Source organism: Pseudomonas panipatensis (assembly GCF_900099785.1).
In the GTDB taxonomy this organism is placed as follows: Bacteria; Pseudomonadota; Gammaproteobacteria; order Pseudomonadales; family Pseudomonadaceae; genus Pseudomonas; species Pseudomonas panipatensis.
This window is the reverse complement of record NZ_FNDS01000003.1, coordinates 217252-236433: the sequence shown is the minus strand read 5'-3', so window position 1 is coordinate 236433 and position 19182 is coordinate 217252. Positions and strand designations below refer to the sequence as shown.

Here is a 19182-nt window from a genome sequence, read left to right as displayed (position 1 = left end):
CAGCGGCCGCCACAGCGTGATCGAAAAGGCCGGCAGGATGGAGCGACGACGCAGGATGGGTGGCGCGGGCGCTAGCCCTCGGCGCCACCCATGCCGACGGTCAGGCGCCCTGTACTTGCAGCGCGCGCGGACGGTGGCTGCGCTGCTCGTCGGCGGCGGAGGCGGCCTTCTGCAGCTGGAAGCTGAACTCGATCTCGGCGAAGCGCCCATCCACGCCACGCTTGGCGGCCGCGGCGGCGTTCTCGACGAAGTTCAGCTCGCCGACCAGGCCATCGCGGGTGGCGTAGGCGAAGTCGTCCCACAGGTACTTGTCGCCCGACAGGTTGATCTGCGTGGTCAGGTGACGGTAGCCCGGCGCCGAGATGAAGAAGTGGATGTGCGCCGGACGCTGGCCGTGGCGGCCGAGCTGGTTCAGGCACTCCTGGGTCGGGCCCTGCGGGTCGCAGCCATAGCCGGACGGCACGATGCTGCGGGCGCGGTAGCGGCCTTCGGCATCGGTGACGATGCGCCGGCGCAGGTTGTACTCGGACTGGCTCTTGTCGAAGTAGGAATAATTGCCCTTGGTGTTGGCGTGCCAGACATCGACCACGGCGCCGGCCACCGGCTGGCCATCGAGGTCGAGCACACGACCTTCGAGGAACATCGGGGTGGCGACGGCGGCTTCGCTGCCATCGTCCATCCGCGCCTCGCCCTGGGCGATCGGCGCGCCGGCCACGTACAGCGGGCCTTCGATGGTGCGCGGGGTGCCGCCGATGCGACCGATCTCGGCATCCTTGGCATCGTTGAGCAGGTCGAGGAAGTGCTCCAGGCCCAGGCCGGCGATCAGCAGCCCGGCCTCGCCACGGCCACCGAGGCGGTTCAGGTAATCGACGGCGGTCCAGAACTCGTCGTCAGTGATGTCCAGGTCCTCGATGAGCTTCGCGGTGTCCTGCAACACGCGCAGCATGATGCGCTTCAGGCGCGGGCTGCCCTCGTCGTTGCCGAAGCCGCTGGCTTCCTGGAAGAACTTCTGGATGTCGGCAGTCTGGGAAATTTTCACGTTCATGGGTTCACCTCGTCTTGTTCTTGTGCGGGGGATAGTGCGTCAGTGGGACTCAGCGGTCATCGGTATGGATCGACGACGGATGGCGGCAGAGCCCGTCGATCTCGATGTCCATGTAGGGGAACAGCGGCAACTGCATCAGGGTGTCGTGCAGGGCTTCGACACTGGGCAGGTCGAACACGCTGTAGTTGGCGTAGTGGCCGGCGATGCGCCACAGGTGGCGCCACTTGCCCTCGCGCTGCAGGCGCTGGGCCAGCTCCTTCTCGTCGGCCTTGAGCTGGGCGGCCTTGGCCGGGTCCATGTCGACGGGCAGCTTCACCGTCATCTTCACGTGGAACAGCATGGAGTCTTCTCCTCTATCGGCGAATCGCAATCAGGGGCGGCGGAAGCGCTTCAGGCGCTCCTCGTCCAGGCTCAGGCCGAGGCCCGGGGCGTTCGGCACCAGCAGTTGGAAATCGCGGTAGACCGGCGCCTCGGCGACGATTTCCTCGGTCAGCAGCAACGGGCCGAACAGCTCGGTGTGCCAGGTCAGTTTGTTCAGGGTGACGAAGGCATGGGCCGAGGCCAGGGTGCCGACGGCGCCTTCGAGCATGGTCCCGCCGTACAGGGCGATACCCGCCGCCTCGGCGATCTGCGCGGTGCGCAGCACGGCGCGCGGGCCACCGTTCTTGGCGATCTTCAGGGCGAAGATGCTGGCGGCGCCGTCGGCGGCCAGGCTGAAGGCATCCTCGACGCTCTCGATGGATTCGTCGGCCATGATCGGCGCCGGGCTGCGCTGGTTCAGGCGCACCTGGCCGGAGCGGTTGATGCGCGAAATCGGTTGCTCGATCAGGTCGATGCCGTTCTCGCCAAGCACCTGGCAGCCGCGGATGGCCTGGGACTCGTCCCAGTACTGGTTGACGTCGACGCGCACGCTGGCGCGGTCGCCCAGGGCGCGCTTGATCGCCACCACGTGCTTGAGGTCCTGCTCCAGCGGATTGGCGCCGATCTTCAGCTTGAAGATGCGGTGGCGCCGCAGGTCGAGCATGCGCTCGGCTTCCTCGATATCGCGGGCGGTGTCGCCGCTGGCCAGGGTCCAGGCCACTTCCAGGCTGTCGCGCACGCGGCCGCCGAGCAGTTCGCTGACGGCCAGGCCGAGACGCTTGCCCTGGGCGTCGAGCAGCGCGGTTTCCACTGCCGAACGGGCGAAGGTGTTGCCCTTGATGGCCTTGTCCAGGCGCTGCATGGCGGCGTTGATGTTGCTGGCGTCCTGGCCGATCAGCAGCGGCGCGAAATGCGCGTCGAGGTTGGCCTTGATGCTTTCCGGGCTTTCGTTGCCGTAGGCCAGGCCGCCGATGGTGGTGGCCTCGCCGATGCCCTCGATGCCGTCGCTGCAGCGCACGCGCAGAATCACCAGGGTCTGCTTCTGCATGGTGTGCATCGCCAGCTTGTGCGGGCGGATCGTCGGCAGGTCGACGATGATGGATTCCAGGCGTTCGATCAGGGCGTTTGTCATGCTACGGATTCCGTCTTGCTGGGTATCGGCGGAGCGGCCATTTGCCATACCCACCGAGTCTTTTATGGGTTGCCCAAGGATTGCCTTCGCAACGTCTGCGAGTCCAATATCACTTCCATCTTCTTCCATACCCTGGAGGTATCATGGAACTCAGGCACCTGCGTTACTTCCAGGCGGTCGCGGAAACCCTCAACTTCACCCGCGCCGCCGAACGCCTGCACATTGCCCAGCCACCGCTGAGCCGGCAGATCCAGCAGCTCGAAGAGCTGCTCGGCGTCGAGCTGCTGGAGCGTGGCCGACCGCTGCGCCTGACCGAGGCCGGGCGTTTCTTCTACGAGCAGAGCGGCACCCTGCTCAAACAACTGCAGAACCTTTGCGACAACACCCGACGCATCGGCCACGGCCAGCGCCAGTGGCTGGGCATCGGCTTCGCCCCGTCGACCCTCTACGCGGTGCTGCCGGAGCTGATCCGCGAACTGCGCGCCGACAGCGAGCTGGAGCTGGGCCTGCAGGAGATGACCACCCTGCAGCAGATCGAGGCGCTGAAAAGCGGGCGCATCGACATCGGCTTCGGCCGTATCCGCTTCGACGATCCGGCGATCCACCAGCAGGTGCTGCGCGAAGACCCGCTGGTGGCGGTGCTGCCGGCCGGGCATCCGCTGCTCGGCCAGCCGGCCAGCCTCGAACGCCTGTCCGCCGAACCCTTCGTGCTCTACCCGGCGAATCCGCGCCCGAGCTACGCCGACCACGTCCTGGCGCTGTTCGCCAACCACGGCCTGAGCATCCGCGTCGGGCAGTGGGCCAACGAGCTGCAGACCGCCATCGGCCTGGTCGCCGCCGGCCTCGGTGTGGCGCTGGTACCGGCCTCGGTGCAACAGCAGCACCGCCCGGACATCGGCTACGTGCGCCTGCTGGAGCCCGAAGCGGTATCGCCGATCATCCTCAGCCGCCGCGCCGGCGACGTCAGCGCCATCGTCCAGCGCTGCCTGACGCTGATCGAACAGGTCAACCACTGAGCGCGGCTCAGCCAAGGTCACCGCCGCCCACCGGCAGGGTCACGCCGGTGATGTAGGAGGCCTCGTCGGAGGCGAGGAAGAGGATCGCCCCGGCCTGTTCGTCGATGCTGCCGTAGCGCTTCATCAGGCTGCTCTGCACGGTCTGGTCGACGATCTGCTGGTACCAGACCTTCTCCTCGGCGCTCGGCTCGGCGGTGTTGCGCGGGATGCGCCGCGGTGGCGCCTCGGTGCCGCCGGGAGCGGTGGCATTGACACGGATGCCGCGCTCGGCGGTCTCGAAGGCCAGGCAGGCGGTCAGCGCATTCACCCCGCCCTTGGCCGCGCCATAGGGCACGCGGTTGACCCCACGGGTGGCGACGGACGACACGTTGACGATGGCCCCGCTGCCCTGCGCCAGCATCGGCTCCAGGGCCGCGCGGCAGCACCACAGGGTGGGGAACAGCGAGCGGCGCACCTCGGCCTCAATCTCCGCTTCGGCGTAGTGCTCGAAGGGCTTGGCCCAGATGGTGCCGCCGACGTTGTTGATGAGGATGTCCAGGCGGCCGAAGCGTTCCAGCGCCTGGGTGACCACGCGCTGGCACTCGGCGAAGCGTTCCAGGTCGGCGGTCAGGGTCAGCACGGCGCCGCCCTGCCCCCGCTCATCCTGCAGTTCGTGGACCAGCTCGGAGCGGTCCACCGCGACCAGCCGCGAGCCCTCGCCGAGCAGCCGCTCGGCGACCCGCCGGCCAATGCCCTGGGCGGCGCCGGTGACGATGGCGACCTTGTTTTCGAATCGGTTGTTCATGGCTACCTCGCGGGAATCAGGATCAGGCGGCGCTGGCGGCGAACTTCTCGTAGTAGAAATTCGCCGGCTGGACGCCCTGCTCACGGATGTACTGGCTGACCGCCTCGACCATCGGCGGCGGGCCGCACAGATAGACGTCGACGTCGCCGTCGTTGAGGTGCTTCGGCTCGATGTGCTGGGTCACGTAGCCTTTTTGCGGATAGCTGCTTTGCGGGTTGGCGACACAGGCGCTGTAGGTGAAGTTGGGGATGCGCGCGGCCAGTTCGGCGAGGCGGTCCATTTCCACCAGGTCGAAATCGTTGGTCACCCCGTAGATCAGGTGCAGCAGGTGCTCGCTGCCCTGCTCGGCGATCTTCTCGAGCATCGCGGTGAAGGGCGCCAGGCCGGTGCCGCCGGCCAGCAGCAGCAGCGGTCGCTTGATCTCGCGCAGGTAGAAGCTGCCCAGCGGGCCGGCCAGGGTCATGCTGTCGCCCGCCTTGGCCAGGCCGGTGAGGAAGCTGCTCATCAGCCCGCCCGGCACGTTGCGGATCAGGAAGCTGACCTCGCCGTCCTTCGGCAGCGAGCTGAAGGAATAGGCGCGGGTCTGCTCGCTGCCCGGCACCTGCAGGTTGACGTACTGCCCCGGGAGGAAGGCCAGCTTGCTCAGCGACTCGCCCTTGATCGACAGAGCGATGGTGCTCTCGGAGAGCTGGCGCACCGCGCTGATGCTCGCCTGGAACTGGCTCTTCTGCGTCTTGCACAACTCCGAGGAGGCCGGCACGCGCACCACGCAGTCGCTTTGCGCGCGCATCTGGCAGGTCAGCACATAGCCCTGCTCGGCTTCTTCCTCGCTGAGGGCGTCTTCGATGTACTCCTGGCCCAGGTCGTAGCGGCCGGCCTCGGCGAAGCACTTGCAGGTGCCGCAGGCGCCGTCGCGGCAGTCCAGCGGAATGTTCACGCCCTGGCGGTAGGCGGCGTCGGCCACGGTCTCGCTGGCGGAGGCGTCGATGAAGCGGGTCACACCGTCTTCGAAGTTGAGTGCGATCTTGTAATTCATGGCTTGCACCTCGAAGCGCGGGCCGGCGCGCCGCCTGCGCGGCGGCGCCGGAGCGCGCGTGTTTCAGATGTGATAGATGTCGATGACCTGGCGTACGTAGTCGTTCTTCAGGACCACCTTCTTGGCCTTGATCAGCGGGTTCTCACCGCGCATGTCGAGGCTGTAGAAACTGCTGCCGAAGTAGCTGTCGGTGGTCTTGTAGCGGAAGCTCAGGGTGTGCCAGTTGAAGCGCACCTGGACCAGGCCGTCGGCCTCGCCGAGCAACTCGATGTTGCTGAGGTTGTGCGAGGTACGGGTGTCCGGCAGGGTCGCGCTGGAACGCTCGGTCTTGATGCGGAAGACGCGGTCTTCCAGGCCGCCGCGGTTGGCGTAGTAGATCAGCGAGACTTCCCGCTGCGGGTCCTCGGTCAGCTCGTCGCGGTCGTCCCAGGACGGCATCCAGAAGGTCGCGTCGGCGGCGTACAGCTCCAGCCAGGCATCCCAGTCCTTGTCGTCGAGGTAACGCGCTTCGCGGTAGAGGAAGTCGCGCACGGTTTCATAGCGAGCGGTCATTGCACGGCCTCCTCTTCGGCGTTCTGCAGCGGGATGCGCTTGGCCTCTTCGGCGGCCACGGCGGCGAGCATGGCTTGCTGCCAGTAGTGGTGCTGCAGGACGAACAGGCCTTCGTCCTCGGTGCGCACGCCAGACAGCTGCGGTTGCAGGTCGATCTCGGTGGCCGCCGCGTCGGCGCCGGCGATCCAGTGCGCGGCGCCGCGCGACATGTCGTTCCAGGCCGGCACGCTGCCCTGGTAGCCGAGCTGGCAGGAGCGGAACTCCTCCAGGTCGTCCGGGGTGGCCATGCCGCTGACGTTGAAGAAGTCCTCGTACTGACGGATGCGCGAGGCGCGCGCTTCGGCGCTTTCGCCCTTGGGCGCGATGCAGTAGATGGTGATTTCCGTGCGGTCCACCGAGATCGGCCGGGCGATGCGGATCTGCGAGCTGAACTGGTCCATCAGGTAGACGTTGGGGTACAGGCAGAGGTTGCGCGAGTTCTGGATCATCCAGTCGGCGCGGGCCTGGCCGAAGTCGCGGACCAGCTCGTCGCGGCGCTCGAAGGCCGGACGGTCCTCGGGGTTGGCCCAGCGGGTCCAGAGCAGCATGTGGCCGTGCTCGAAGGAATAGAAGCCGCCGCCCTGCTTGGCCCAGCCGCCGGCGCTCATGGTCTTCACTTCGCTGCCGGCGTCGCGCTGCTTGCGCTGGTTCTGGGTGGCCGCGTAGTTCCAGTGCACCGAGCTGACGTGGTAGCCGTCGGCGCCGTTCTCGGCGGTGAGCTTCCAGTTGCCCTCGTAGATGTAGCTGGAGGAACCGCGCAGCACTTCCAGGCCTTCCGGCGACTGGTCGACGATCATGTCGATGATCTTCGCGGACTCGCCCAGGTGCTCGATCAGCGGCTTGACCTCGGCGTTCAGGCTGCCGAACAGGAAGCCGCGATAGGACTCGAAGCGCGCGACCTTGGTCAGGTCGTGGGAGCCGTCGCAGTTGAAGCTTTCCGGGTAGCCGGCCTCTGCCGGGTCCTTGACCTTGAGCAGCTTGCCGGAGTTGTTGAAGGTCCAGCCGTGGAACGGGCAGGTGTAGCTGGAGCGGTTGCCGCTCTTGTGCCGGCACAGCTGCGCGCCACGGTGGCTGCAGGCATTGATGAAGGCGTTGAGCACGCCGTCCTTGTTGCGCGCGATGAAGATCGACTGGCGGCCGATCATGGTCGTCAGGAAGTCGTTCTTCTCGGGAATCTGGCTTTCGTGAGCGAGGTAGACCCAGTTGCCTTCGAAGATGTGCCTCATCTCCAGTTCGAACAGCCGCGGATCGGTGAACATTTCACGCTTGCAGCGGTAGACGCCCTTGACGGGGTCTTCTTCAAGCAGGGAACGCAAGTAGTCGATACCCAGGGACATGGCCAGGGCCTCCGTTGTTTTTGTTCAGGCAGGCTCAGGTTATGGCTGGGTACGCGGATGCAATATCCGCTTTGTGCAGAGTGCTATCCGCTTTGTGCAAAGGTGCGCGGGACGAGGGAGGACGCGACCTGGCGGACGTGCGGCGGCCGCTCAGAGGTGGAAGACGAGGCCGTACTCGCCGGCCACCTGGACGGTCTTGGCGACATCCAACGGCCCGGGCGGCACCTCGCGGTCGAGCGCGCGGAACATCGGGATGGCCTGGCTGCCGGCGCCGGTGACTTCGAGCATCTCGCCGCCGCCAGGGCCGAAGCTGAATGCGTGCACGGTGCCGGCGGGAATGTGCACCAGCGTACCCGCCGCGCAGACGCAACGCTGCTCCGCGCAGGTGAACAGGACCTGCCCACGGATCACGAAGAACGACTCGTCCCAGTCATGGCAGTGCGGCGGCGGGCCGGCGCCCTCCTCGCCGCTCTGCAGGGTGATGCGCTGGGCGGCCGAGTCCGTGTCGGAGACGAGCACGTTGATGCGCACACCGACGACGTTGAGCGCCGGACTGCGCTGACCGGGTTGCAGGACGAACGATTGGGAACTCATGGGCCAGGCCTCCTGTAGCGCCGGCAGTGCGCACTGCCTTCTTCCAGTAGAGCCCATCCGGCCAAGCGCTGCGGGGAATCGGAAGAACGGCAGCGGCGCTGCCCAGCGTGCAGGCTGGGAATCGGCGGATGAAGCGTTGCGCTCTATTCGCCCGGCACCCGCTGCGGGTCGCGTTCAGCCGCGACGCTTGAAGGTATCCGAAGGCAGTTCGCCGAAGTGCTGGCGATAGCTCTCGGCGAAGCGGCCGAGATGGAGGAAGCCGTAATCCAGGGCCAGTTCGGTGACATTGCGAACGTGGCAACTGGGGTCGGCGAGGCAGGCGTGGATGCGCTCCAGCTTGCGCTGGCGGATGTACTGCCGGGGCGTGCTGCGGGCGTGGCGCTCGAACAGCGCGTAGAGCGAGCGCAGGCTCATCCGCGCCTGGCGTGCCAGCTCCTCGATGTCGATGTCCTGCTTGAGGTTGCGCTCGATGTAATCGTCGATGCGCTCGAAGGACAGCAGGGGCGAAGCCAGGCATTCGCGGCTGACGTTGGTCTTCATCAGCGTCAGCAGCTTGCTCGCGACGATCTGCTGATAGTGATCCTCGATGCGTGGCAGGCGCTCGCTGGCCTCGGCTTCCTGGCAGACCATGCCCAGCAGGTTGACGAAGCCCTCCAGCTCCTCCAAGCGGTAGCGGTTCTCGACGAAGCGCACGCCCTGGCGCGGGTGCTGCCAGCGCTGCTCGGCGCAAATGCTTTCGAGCAGCGTGGTGGGAATCTTCAGGATGAATTTCTCGCAGTCTTCCGTGTAGGTCAGGTCGACCGGATCGTCCGGGTTGATCAGCAGCAGCTCGCCGGGCGCCAGGTAATGTTCCTGGCCGGGGCCGCGCCACAGGCAATGGCCGCGCAGGAGAATCTGCAAGTGGTAGATGCTTTCCAGGGCCGGCGAGGTGACCCGCACACTGGCGCCGTAACTGATGCGGCAGAGATCGAGGCTGGAGAATTTGCGGTGGTTGAGGCTGGCCTCCGGTCGGCCGTGCGCCGGCAGGCGCAGGCAATGGCTGCCGACATGCTGGTTCACGTAGCCGGATACCGCGTAGGGATCGGCATGCTCGAAAACCCGACTGCGCTCACTCAGCAGGCTCTGCATAGAGGCACTCACTCTTTATTGTTGTAGTGAGCCGCGCTCGACGGTGCGGCTTGCAGCACCAGTCTACGCCGGGAGCATTCAGGCAAAGCGTGGCGTAGATGGGCGGTCACGCCAGCCTACCCGAGGGGTACAACAGGCCGGCGTGCCGTCCGCTGAACCTACGGCGTAGCGGACGGCACGGCAATTCGACCTGCGGATGAGTGGGCGTTTATCGCACGCTTTCGCCGGCCCGCCAGGGGCCGGAAGCTCACTCAGGTGGCGTCGGCGTGGCTCACCAGGCCCTTGATCAGCACGGCGCTGGTGGCGATCGCCGCCGGCAGCACCAGGGCGGTCAGCACCTGCTCGAAGTTCCAGCCCAGGCCCAGCAGCGTGGCGCCGATCCAGGCGCCGAGAATGGCGCCGAAGCGGCCGATGCCGAGCATCCAGGACACCCCGGTGGCGCGGCCCTGGGTCGGGTAGAAGCGCGCGGCCAGCGAGGGCATCGCCGATTGCGCGCCGTTCACGCACATACCGGCCAGCAGCACCAGGGTCGCCAGCAGCGTGACCTTGCCCAGGCTCTGCCCCACGCAGTAGGCGAAGACCCCGGCCAGGCAGTAGAACACGCCGATCACCTTGTGCGGATTGAAGCGATCCATGGCCCAGCCGACGGCCACCGAACTGAGCACGCCGCCGAACTGGAAGAGCGCGCCGATCATCGCCGCCTGCTCCAGGCTGGCGCCGCTGTCGCGCATCAGCGTCGGCAGCCAGCTGGTCAGCAGGTAGACGATCACCAGGCCCATGAAATAGGTCAGCCAGAGCAACAAGGTGCCGGCGCTGTAGGTGCCGGAGAAGATCAACTGGAAGACGTTGCGGCTCTGCACGGTTTTCTGTTCCGGCACGCTGAACGCCTGGGCCAGCGCCACCTCGGCCGCGGCGATCGGCTTGAGCACCGCGCGCACCCGCTCGGCGCCGCGATTGCGCACCACCAGGAAACGCGCCGACTCCGGCAACCCGACCAGCAGAACCAGCGCCAGCAACAGCGGCAGCAGGCCACCGAGGAGCAACAGGCTGTGCCAGCCGAACAGCGGGATCAGCTTGGCCGAGATGAACCCGCCGAAAGCCATGCCCAGGTTGAAGCCGCAGAACATGCTGGTGACCAGCAGCGACTTGAGGCGCTCCGGGGTGTACTCGGACAGCAGCGTGGTGGCGTTGGGCATGGCCGCGCCCAGGCCGACGCCGGTGAGCAGACGCAGCGCCAGCAACTGGTCGAGGTTGGCGCTGAAAGCCGAGATCAGGCTGAACAGGCCGAACAGCGACACCGCGCCGACCAGCACGCCCTTGCGCCCGAAGCGGTCGGCCAGCGGACCGGAGCCGAGGGCGCCGAAGACCATGCCGATCAGCGCGGCGCTCATCACCGGGCCGAGGCTGGCGCGGTCGATGCCCCAGTCCTGGGTCAGCGCCGGGGCGATGAAGCCCATGGCGGCGGTGTCCAGGCCATCGAGGAAAACGATGAGGAAGCACAGCAAGACGATGCGCAACTGATAGCGCGACAGCGGCTGGGCATTGATGAAGGTTTGAACGTCGAGGGTGCCGGTGGACGGCAATTGCGCGGAACTGGTCATGCGTCGATTCCTGCAGGCGGACAGGAATGAGCTGCGGGCCGGCTGTACGCGTGGCGCAAGGCAACCGGAAGCAAAGGCTCATTGTTGTTATTGGGTGCCGTCCCTGACGGACGGTTGAGCCACACTACGGACTGGTCTGGTAGCGATCAATTCGATAACCGCCAGAGTGTTCGCTGATCGAACCCTTTAACGCAGCGCCGGGAACGCTCGCCCGCGTCCCGGCGCCGTGCTCCCGCCTCAGTGGAACAGCCGCGTGCCCAGCTCGCGGCTGGCCTCCAGCAGCACCGGCAGGAAGCGCGTCTCCAGCTCCTGGCGCGACACCCGGCCGACGTGGGTGCCGACGTTCAGCGCGGCCAGCACCTGGCCCGCGGAATCCTTCAGCGGCACCGCCACCGAACGCAGGCCCATTTCCAGCTCCTGGTCGATGATCACCCAGCCCTGCCGGCGGATTTCCGCGATGCTCGCGCGCAACGCCTCCGGGGTGCACACGGTGCGGCTGGTCTTCACCTGCAGGTCGGCGTGCGACAGGTAATCCTCCAGGGCCGTGTCGTCCAGCCCGGCAAGGAGAATGCGGCCCATCGAAGTGCAATAGGCCGGCAACCGGCTGCCCACGCTGAGGTCCACGGAAATCAGCCGCTGCGGCGTCGCCGAACGCGCGATGTAGAGAATCTCGTCACCCTCCAGGGTGGCCATCGAACAGGCCTCGCGCAGTTGCTCGCTGATGCGGTCGAGGATCGGCTGCGCGGTGACCGCCAGCGGCGTCGAGGACAGGTAGGCATGGCCCAGGGTCAGCACCTTGGGCAACAGCGAATAGGTGCGCCCGTCAGTGGTCACGTAGCCGAGCTTGATCAGCGTGTGCAGGCAACGGCGCACGGCGGCGCGGGGAATCTCGGTGCGGTGGCTGATCTGCGCGATGGTCAGGTGGCGCTTGCGCTCCTGGAACGCATGGATCACCGCCAGGCCACGGGCCAGCGAGGTCATGAAATTCGGGTCGCCGGTAAAGGCCTCGATGCGCTTCGCCGGCGATGCCACGATGGGCGGCGCCAGGGCGGGCGGGCTGGAAAGGATTTCGTCGGTCATGGCGAGGTCCTGTTGGCGGGTGGATTGGGCGATTATCGAAGCGCCGGTCGATAATCGCAAATCCAAGTGGCCGATAACCGACCACTGGGTCAGCCCAGCGACAAAACGCGACCGCCCCGCCCACGCAACTCCAACCCAACACGGCCCGTAGGATGGGTCGAGCGCGCAGCGCGATACCCACGCCGCAACCGCAGTCGGGATACCCGCTGCCCAACCCCTCGATGGGAATCGCTGCGCTCGTCCCATCCTACGCAAGCCCCGACCCAACGCGACCCATGCCGCACGTGCGTTTGCCGCTGCGTTACGCGCTCAGCGGTTCCACCTTCAACTGGCGCAGGCGGCTGAGGGTGCGGGCGAAGTCGATGGCGGCGCCGCCTTCGGCGAGGCGTTCCAGGGACACCGAGGCGAAGAGTTGCAGGCGCAGTTGGCGGTCGTAGGCGATGTCGATGAAGTTGAGGAAGCGCATGCTCACGTCCGGCGGATAGTCGCCCAGCGGGCCGAGGCCGCTGACCGCCATGCGCGGGAAGTGCTCAATCAGCCACAGGTAGTCGGCGGCCGAGCGCGGGCGCTCGAAGAGTTCGCTGAAGTCCAGCCAGGCGCGGTCGTCCTCCAGGGCGTGGACGCGCAGCGGGTGGTGGTTGACCTGCAAGACCTGGTCGAAGCTGGCCTTGTCGTCCAGGCCCAGGCGCTGGCCGATCAGCGCCAGGTCATCGGCCCGCGCCGGCCACAGGTAGCTGCCCCAGTTTTCCAGCGGCGTGGCGCGCAGGCGGTAGTCCTCGCCGCCGTCCAGCGGCAGCACGTCGAAGCGCTTTTCCAGCAGCTCGATGGCCGGGCGGAAGCGCTCGCGGTACAGCGGGTTCGGGCACAGGCCGCTGGGCGGATAGTTGGAGGTGCAGACCATGCCCACGCCCTCCTCCACCAGCACCTTGAGCATGCGCCCGAGGAGCATGGCGTCGCCGATGTCGTGCACATGGAATTCATCGAAGCACAGCAGGCGGGTCTGCTCGGCGATCTGCCGGGCCACCTTCACCAGCGGATCGGCCTGGCCGGCGAAGGCCAGCATGCGTATCTGCAACTCCTGCAAAAACGAATGGAAATGCACGCGGCGCTTGGCCTGGATCGGCACGGCGGCGAAGAAGCAGTCCATCACGAAACTCTTGCCGCGACCGACGCTGCCCCACAGGTAGACCCCGGCGGGCGGCTTGCGCAGCCAGGAGCGGCGGGCGCCGAGGAATTCCTCCAGCCACTCGGCCAGGTGCTGGATGGCGCTCTGCTGGGCGCTGTCGGCGTGGTAGCCGCGTTCCTCCAGGGACACCCGGAAATGCCGCAGCACGCGCGCCGCGACCGCTTCGTCGGGAACAGAAAGATCGGAACTCAAGGCAACTCCCCTCCGCATCAGCCGGGGTGATACCCCGCTCAAAACGGCCGGCGACCTCGCCGCCAGCCTGACTCGCGGCGCAAAGGATACACGCCCGGCCCACGGATAAACCCCGGATTTCATGTGGCATCACCTTGCCAACCGCGCTGGGTGTTGGCATAACGATGGCCTTCAATCCGAAAGCAAACAGGGAAGTTTCGATGCGCATCATCGGACGTGTCTTACTCGGCGTGTTCCTATTGGCGCTTCTGCTCGGCGCCGTCGCGCTCTGGTACGTCGCCCACCCCAATGTGCCGGAATACACCCCGCCGCAGACGCTCACCCTGCTCCCGCAGTGGGACCAGCAAGCCCGCGAACGCTACTACTACACGCCCCAGGGCACGCAGGTGAAAGGCCTGCACTACGACTGGTTCACCGCCCTGCGCCAGCCGTTCTCCGACGAACGCTTCGCCGCCCCGGCCAACCTCGCCCGCTACGGCTTCCTGATCGACCCCGAACAGCTCAAGCCGCAGCAGCCCGGCGCCATCGACCCGAACAACCCCGGCAACCTGCCGGTCGGCTTCAGCCGCCACCAGGACAGCGCCAACGGCCCCTGGTACCTGGACATCACCTGCTCCGCCTGCCACACCGGCGAACTGCGCTACAACGGCCACGCCGTGCGCATCGACGGCGGCGCGGCGATGCACTCCATCGCCTCCACCGTGCCCACCCTGCGCGGCGGCGCCTTCGGCCAGGCGATGGGCATGAGCCTGCTGTTCACCTACGCCCTGCCGTGGAAGTTCGACGCCTTCGCCCAGGACGTGCTGAAGACCGAACACCCCAGCGCCGCCGACAAACAAGCCCTGCGCGACGGCCTCAAGCCGGTGCTCAAGCAAGTCTTCGGCACCGCCTGGAACGACTGGCACCGGGGCCTCTACCCCACCGAAGAAGGCCCCGGCCGCGCCGACGCCTTCGGCCGCATCGCCAACGGCGTGTTCGGCGACCACATCAGCGCCGACAACTACCGCGTGGCCAACGCCCCGGTGAACTACCCGCAGCTCTGGGACATCTGGAAATTCGACTGGGTGCAGTGGAACGGCTCGGCCATGCAACCGATGGCGCGCAACATCGGCGAAGCCCTCGGCGTCGGCGCCACCCTCGGCCTGCTCGACAGCGACGGCCAGCCACTGCTGGGCGACGCGCGCTACCCCGCCAGCGTGCGCATCGACGACCTGTTCCGCCTCGAAGAAGACCTGCACCAGCTCAAGCCGCCGACCTGGCCGGCCGAACTGTTCGGCGAGATCGACCTCAAGCGCGCCTCCCAGGGCCGCGCGCTGTTCCGCGAGAACTGCCAGCGCTGCCACGGCCCGCACGTCAAGCAGCCGGGCGATCCCGACTACCTGGCGCCGGCGCGCGTGCCCGAATGGCGCATGAGCATGATCCCCACCACAGTGATCGGCACCGACCCGACCACCGCCGACAACATCGCCAGCCACAGCTACGACCTGCGCCCGCTGAAATGGCAGCTCGACGAATTGCAGCACATGGACGTGGCGCTCTACCCCGAACCCAAGCAAGCCCTCGACCTGAGCAAACTGTCCGCCGCCAAGGGCCTGGCCTACATCACCGCCTTCGTCGAACAGCGCGCCTACCGCGACGCCGGCATCAGCCCGGAACAACAGCAGCGCATGAACGGCTACGGCCTGAAGATCGGCGTGCGCGAACTGGCCGCCTACAAGGCCCGCCCGCTGGACGGCATCTGGGCCACCCCGCCGTTCCTGCACAACGGCTCGGTGCCCAACCTGTTCGAACTGCTCTCGCCGGTGGACGAGCGGGAAAGCCAGTTCTACGTCGGCAGCTTCGACTACGACCCCACGTTCGCCGGCTACCGCACCGGCAAATTCCCCGGCGGCTTCCTCTACCGCACCAGCGTCACCGGCAACAGCAACCGCGGACACGAATTCCGCGACGGCTGCCGCCGGGACGGCGTCATCGGCCGCGCCCTCAGCCCCGAGGAACGCTGGGCCCTGGTGGAATACCTCAAGGTGCTCGGCAACCCCGCCTACGAAAGCCGCCTGAGCGACGTTCCCACCCCACCCTGGACGCCGGGCCCCACCTGCGGCTGATCGCCTCCCGGCCCGGCACACGCCGGGCCGGCCGCACCAACGCACAGGCCACCGCACCCCAGCCACTCCCCTGAAGAACGCCCCGTAAAGGACCGCCCCCATGCGCGCACTGCTCACCCGGCTCTGGCTCCTCCTCGGCAAATGCCTGCTGCGCCTGGTCGGCGCCGCGCTCGTCCTCGGCCTGCTCGGCTGGGGCATCGGCAGCCTCTACTACGCCTGGAAATTCTCCGGCCCGGTGGCCAACCGCGAACAGATCCCGCCCGACGAAGCACAACTGACCCAGGCCATCATCGAAGACGCCATCCGCATCGTCGACCAGCACCGCGACAACACCCGCGTCCTGCGCGACGCCCACGCCAAGGCCCACGGCTGCGTCAAGGCCGAGGTCAGGGTCGAAGCCGACCTGCCGGTGGACCTGCGCCAGGGCGTGTTCGCCCAGCCGGGCAAGGTGTGGAACGCCTGGGTGCGCTTCTCCAACGGCAACGCCTACCCGCAACAGGACAGCGAGCGCGACGCCCGCGGCATGGCCATCAAACTGCTCGACGTGCCCGGCGCCAAACTCATGCCCGGCATCGGCCACGACAACGAGCAAGACTTCGTCATGTTCAACCACCCGGTGTTCTTCATCCGCGACGTCGCCGAATACCAACAGAACTTCGCCGCCCAGGCCCGCGGCCAACGCCTGCTGGCCTTCTTCCCGAGCTGGAACCCCAGTACCTGGGAAATCCGCCACATGCTCATCGCCATGCAAACCCTCGCCAGCGCCCCGGCCAGCCCCATGCAAGCCAGCTACTTCGGCATCGCCCCGTACAAACTCGGCGAAGGCAACAACATCAAATTCCGCAGCATCCCCGCCCCGGACCGCTGCCCCGGCTACCAACTGCCGGCCCTCAACGAAAAGCTGCCCAACTTCCTGCGCAGCGCGCTCTACCAGCAACTCTCCGTCGACCGCGCACCAGCCTGTTTCGCCCTGCAAGTGCAAAAGCAGGACGCCAACCGCTACATGCCCATCGAAGACCCCAGCGTGGCCTGGAGCGAAAAAGACTCCCCCTTCCAGACCGTCGCCCTGATCAGCATCCCCGCCCAGGACTTCGACAGCCGCGAACAAAACCTGCTCTGCGACAACCTATCCTTCAACCCATGGCACGCCCTGCCGGAGCATCGACCGATCGGCGGAATCAACCGGCTGCGCAAGGCGGTGTACGAGGCGGTGAGCGTGTACCGGCACCAACGCAACGGCGTGCCTGGAGACTGATGTAACCGCACCGACGAACGCACCGCCCGTGGCAACGAACCCAACCAGCAAGGACACCCAGGCGCGCCCGCCGCGCCCCGTCCAGGGGGAACCCATGAAAAGCCGCACACTCCTGCTCGCACTGGTCTTTGGTTTCATGGGGGTTAGTTGCCAGATACAGGCCAAGGCGCCGGGTGCAATGAGTGCGGGAAAAGAGGCGGTTGCAGCCTGCGTGATGCAGGCACCGACGTAGGGGTTTCCTGTATGCGGTTGCCGTTACTGGCTTGGATTACGCGCGGGCGCTCTACCGAACTTTCCGAACGCCTTGTCCATGTATACGAAACAAGGGCAAGAGCTTGGTTGTGCTCTAGTACGCCATGGGGCTTGGGTAACGACTAATAAAGGCGCGAAGGTCTGGTTGACTTAGTGCACAGCCAGTACGGGCAGAACTTTCCTCAATCGAACCACAATAGAACAGCACGATTATTTGGATCGAGAAGGCCTCAACCAGAAGAGCAACTCAGAGCATAGGAAATAGATATCACCCTATCAGTAGAATAAACCGCCTTTAAGATAAACAACCAGCACTCTCCACATATCATAAAATCGACCCAGGAGTCAGACATGGAAAATGGACAAAAAAAGCTAAAGGAATTATTCGATGGCAGAAAAATATTCAACATCCCCGATTATCAAAGAGCATATGCATGGGATGAATCCAGACAGCTTCCCGATTTCATTGAGGATATAGAAAACCAAGATATAGGCCGCGACTACTTCCTAGGAACTATTTTATTCCAGGAGCGCAACGATAAACATCAAGGATATGACGTTATCGATATAGTTGACGGACAGCAAAGAATCACCACAATCATAATATTTATGAAAGTCCTTCTCGACCAACTTTCCGAAAGACTCCCCGATAAAGATTTCGAGGAGCATGGTCTAGACCTAGTAACTGAAACCTATGTCATCAGCAGAAACCGAACAAAACTTCAAGCAATTTCCCCTGACAACGACTTCTTCCAAAGCCACATAATTGGAGATGATGACGGTAAAAATTTTATTATAACCCCATCACAAAGACGCCTATACAATGCAAAGGAATACTTCAAGAAATCCCTAAAAGAAAAATCTATCGCCGAACTGCTAGACTTCAAAACCAAGCTAGACTCCTGCACAAAAGTTTTAACTTACTCTGTCAAAGACACTGCAGAAGCCACTCTAATCTTTGAAACGACAAACGATCGCGGCAAAGGACTCACAAATCTTGAAAAAATAAAAAGCTTCCTAATGTACAAAACCTATCTAGCCGCCGGCGAAAACACAGAAACATATCTATCCTCAATCCAAGAGCGATTCGCTGAAATCTTTAGAGAGCTAGAAAAATTCGGAGACAAACTTTCAGAAGACTCGGCTCTTCAATATCACTGTGTAGCGTTTGAAAAATGGACCGACAAGTCAGACTACCAGCAACCAGTGAATTTCATTAGAAAAATAATAAACCCTCTAATAAATAAAGGAAGTCGCGACGAGGCCTTAAAGTTTATCGACCGTTTCAGCAAGGAACTCAAGGAAAGCTTCATTACCCTCGGGAACATGATGAAATCGGAAATCGAGGCATTCAGGGACTTAGCATGCCTGGATCGGCTAAGTAATTTTTACCCTCTACTATTAAAATCTTACAAGCTAGACCAGACACAAAAAAAGCAGAACTTTGAATCAACCTGCAAACTACTTGAAATCTATAGCTTCCGTGTCTTCTCCATTCAGCAAACACGCTCAAATACTGGTCAGACCACCCTCTTTACGGCTGCAAGAGATTTCTCAGGAAAATTCTCCCCCTTATACGACAAAATAACATCGCTCATAAAAACACATAGCCCCAAAAAGATATTCAAAGAGCATCTTGAATACTCAAACTTCTATGAGTTCATGAACTCGAAAGACATTAGCTATCTCCTATGGAAATATGAGAACCACTTGCGACAAACCGAGCAACCGATATGTCCCAAGATGTCTGAAAAGGAATTCAGAAACTCCTCAAAAAAAACCACACTAACAATTGAACACATAGCCTCTCAAACCCCTGAAAAAAATGGAATAATAAAAAACAACTCCATACTCCCAGCACTAGACGATGAGTTCCTAGAGAACCATATTCATAGACTTGGAAACCTCACCTTCGACCCAGCCACGGCCAATTCATCAAAAGGAAACAGCAACATTGAAATAAAGAACTCCAAATACTTCCAAAAAGCTCCATATAAAACACAAAACGAACTTGATGAATTCCTGACCAATGGAAAGTGGAAAATACAATCAATAAATACCCGCGAGAAAAAAATTGTCGACTTCTGCCTTAAGTACTGGAACCCAGAGTACGTAGACACAGAATAACATCTAACGGAATCGTAAAGCGCATGAATAGTCGCTAACGAGGACTTTTCATGCGCAATTGCTGCCAGCACCAATTCGTTTCGCCAGTGACTTATACAAGTTCTTAGAAAAACCCTTTCGGGTAAAATTAATTTGAAACCTCTTGACCATTTCCCCTCATCGTCCCTACCCTCCACCCGCCCCGTGAAACCGACGGGGCCGGGTTTAGCAGCCCGATGATCAAAGGACGGAAACGCCTCGGCGACTTACCGCGACAAAACTCGCGCGCAATTTGCCTCTATGGCGGGCCGTATGGGGAGACCTTCGGGTCTGCCGGTCCTTTGGTCCCGGTCTGCTAACCCCGTGCGGTTCCGCCTCCATT

The 19182-nt window shown here is 63.8% G+C and carries 16 protein-coding genes; 4 read left to right on the top strand and 12 right to left on the bottom strand.

The features are described from left to right. Positions 1-100: 100 nt before the first annotated feature. Genes catA through BLQ74_RS08940 form a run of 3 tightly spaced genes read right to left on the bottom strand, consistent with a single transcriptional unit; the run spans position 101 to position 2537 of the window. Positions 101-1045, bottom strand: a complete 945-nt coding sequence (gene catA / locus BLQ74_RS08950; RefSeq protein WP_090262204.1) for a catechol 1,2-dioxygenase — start codon at positions 1043-1045, stop codon at positions 101-103. Between the two features lie 49 nt (positions 1046-1094). Next, entirely contained in the window at positions 1095-1385 is a 291-nt protein-coding gene (gene catC / locus BLQ74_RS08945; protein ID WP_090262203.1) for a muconolactone Delta-isomerase, read from the bottom strand. Positions 1386-1415: 30 nt separating this feature from the next. Then, positions 1416-2537, bottom strand: coding sequence for a muconate cycloisomerase family protein (locus tag BLQ74_RS08940; protein WP_090262202.1), 1122 nt, complete (start codon positions 2535-2537; stop codon positions 1416-1418). A gap of 143 nt (positions 2538-2680) precedes the next feature. On the opposite strand from BLQ74_RS08940, the gene BLQ74_RS08935 reads away from it, so the two are divergent. Then, positions 2681-3553, top strand: coding sequence for a LysR family transcriptional regulator (locus BLQ74_RS08935; RefSeq protein WP_090262201.1), 873 nt, complete (start codon positions 2681-2683; stop codon positions 3551-3553). A gap of 7 nt (positions 3554-3560) precedes the next feature. Here BLQ74_RS08935 and BLQ74_RS08930 read toward each other — a convergent pair whose 3' ends face one another. The 9 genes from BLQ74_RS08930 to zapE form a co-directional block, all read right to left on the bottom strand. After that, the gene (locus BLQ74_RS08930) at positions 3561-4337 is read right to left on the bottom strand and encodes a 1,6-dihydroxycyclohexa-2,4-diene-1-carboxylate dehydrogenase (RefSeq protein ID WP_090262200.1); all 777 of its coding nucleotides are present in this window, start codon (positions 4335-4337) and stop codon (positions 3561-3563) included. Positions 4338-4359: 22 nt separating this feature from the next. Beyond that, complete coding sequence (gene benC / locus BLQ74_RS08925; RefSeq protein ID WP_090262199.1) at positions 4360-5373, bottom strand: benzoate 1,2-dioxygenase electron transfer component BenC; 1014 nt, start codon at positions 5371-5373, stop codon at positions 4360-4362. 63 nt (positions 5374-5436) lie between these two features. Further along, positions 5437-5925 carry a benzoate 1,2-dioxygenase small subunit gene (benB, locus tag BLQ74_RS08920; protein ID WP_090262198.1) on the bottom strand — a complete coding sequence of 163 codons (489 nt, stop codon included), beginning with the start codon at positions 5923-5925 and terminating at the stop codon, positions 5437-5439. After that, complete coding sequence (gene benA / locus BLQ74_RS08915) at positions 5922-7301, bottom strand: benzoate 1,2-dioxygenase large subunit (RefSeq protein ID WP_090262197.1); 1380 nt, start codon at positions 7299-7301, stop codon at positions 5922-5924. The genes benB and benA overlap by 4 nt, the downstream gene beginning before the upstream one ends. Positions 7302-7451: 150 nt before the next feature. Continuing rightward, positions 7452-7895, bottom strand: coding sequence for a cupin domain-containing protein (locus BLQ74_RS08910; protein WP_090262196.1), 444 nt, complete (start codon positions 7893-7895; stop codon positions 7452-7454). A gap of 174 nt (positions 7896-8069) precedes the next feature. Beyond that, the gene (locus BLQ74_RS08905; RefSeq protein WP_090262195.1) at positions 8070-9023 is read right to left on the bottom strand and encodes an AraC family transcriptional regulator; all 954 of its coding nucleotides are present in this window, start codon (positions 9021-9023) and stop codon (positions 8070-8072) included. A 251-nt stretch (positions 9024-9274) separates the two neighbouring features. Further along, positions 9275-10624: a 4-hydroxybenzoate transporter PcaK gene (pcaK, locus tag BLQ74_RS08900; RefSeq protein ID WP_090262194.1), complete on the bottom strand. Its 1350-nt coding sequence runs from the start codon at positions 10622-10624 to the stop codon at positions 9275-9277. 237 nt (positions 10625-10861) lie between these two features. After that, positions 10862-11704, bottom strand: a complete 843-nt coding sequence (locus BLQ74_RS08895; protein ID WP_090262193.1) for an IclR family transcriptional regulator — start codon at positions 11702-11704, stop codon at positions 10862-10864. A 301-nt stretch (positions 11705-12005) separates the two neighbouring features. Then, positions 12006-13082: a cell division protein ZapE gene (gene zapE / locus BLQ74_RS08890; RefSeq protein WP_090262192.1), complete on the bottom strand. Its 1077-nt coding sequence runs from the start codon at positions 13080-13082 to the stop codon at positions 12006-12008. Between the two features lie 200 nt (positions 13083-13282). Here zapE and BLQ74_RS08885 point away from each other — a divergent pair, with 200 nt between their 5' ends. The 3 genes from BLQ74_RS08885 (at position 13283) to BLQ74_RS08875 (ending at position 18821) form a co-directional block, all read left to right on the top strand. Further along, the gene (locus BLQ74_RS08885; protein WP_090262191.1) at positions 13283-15187 is read left to right on the top strand and encodes a di-heme-cytochrome C peroxidase; all 1905 of its coding nucleotides are present in this window, start codon (positions 13283-13285) and stop codon (positions 15185-15187) included. A gap of 100 nt (positions 15188-15287) precedes the next feature. Beyond that, positions 15288-16442 carry a catalase family protein gene (locus BLQ74_RS08880; protein WP_090262190.1) on the top strand — a complete coding sequence of 385 codons (1155 nt, stop codon included), beginning with the start codon at positions 15288-15290 and terminating at the stop codon, positions 16440-16442. A 603-nt stretch (positions 16443-17045) separates the two neighbouring features. Next, positions 17046-18821: a DUF262 domain-containing protein gene (locus tag BLQ74_RS08875; RefSeq protein WP_090262189.1), complete on the top strand. Its 1776-nt coding sequence runs from the start codon at positions 17046-17048 to the stop codon at positions 18819-18821. The last annotated feature ends 361 nt before the right edge of the window (positions 18822-19182 follow it).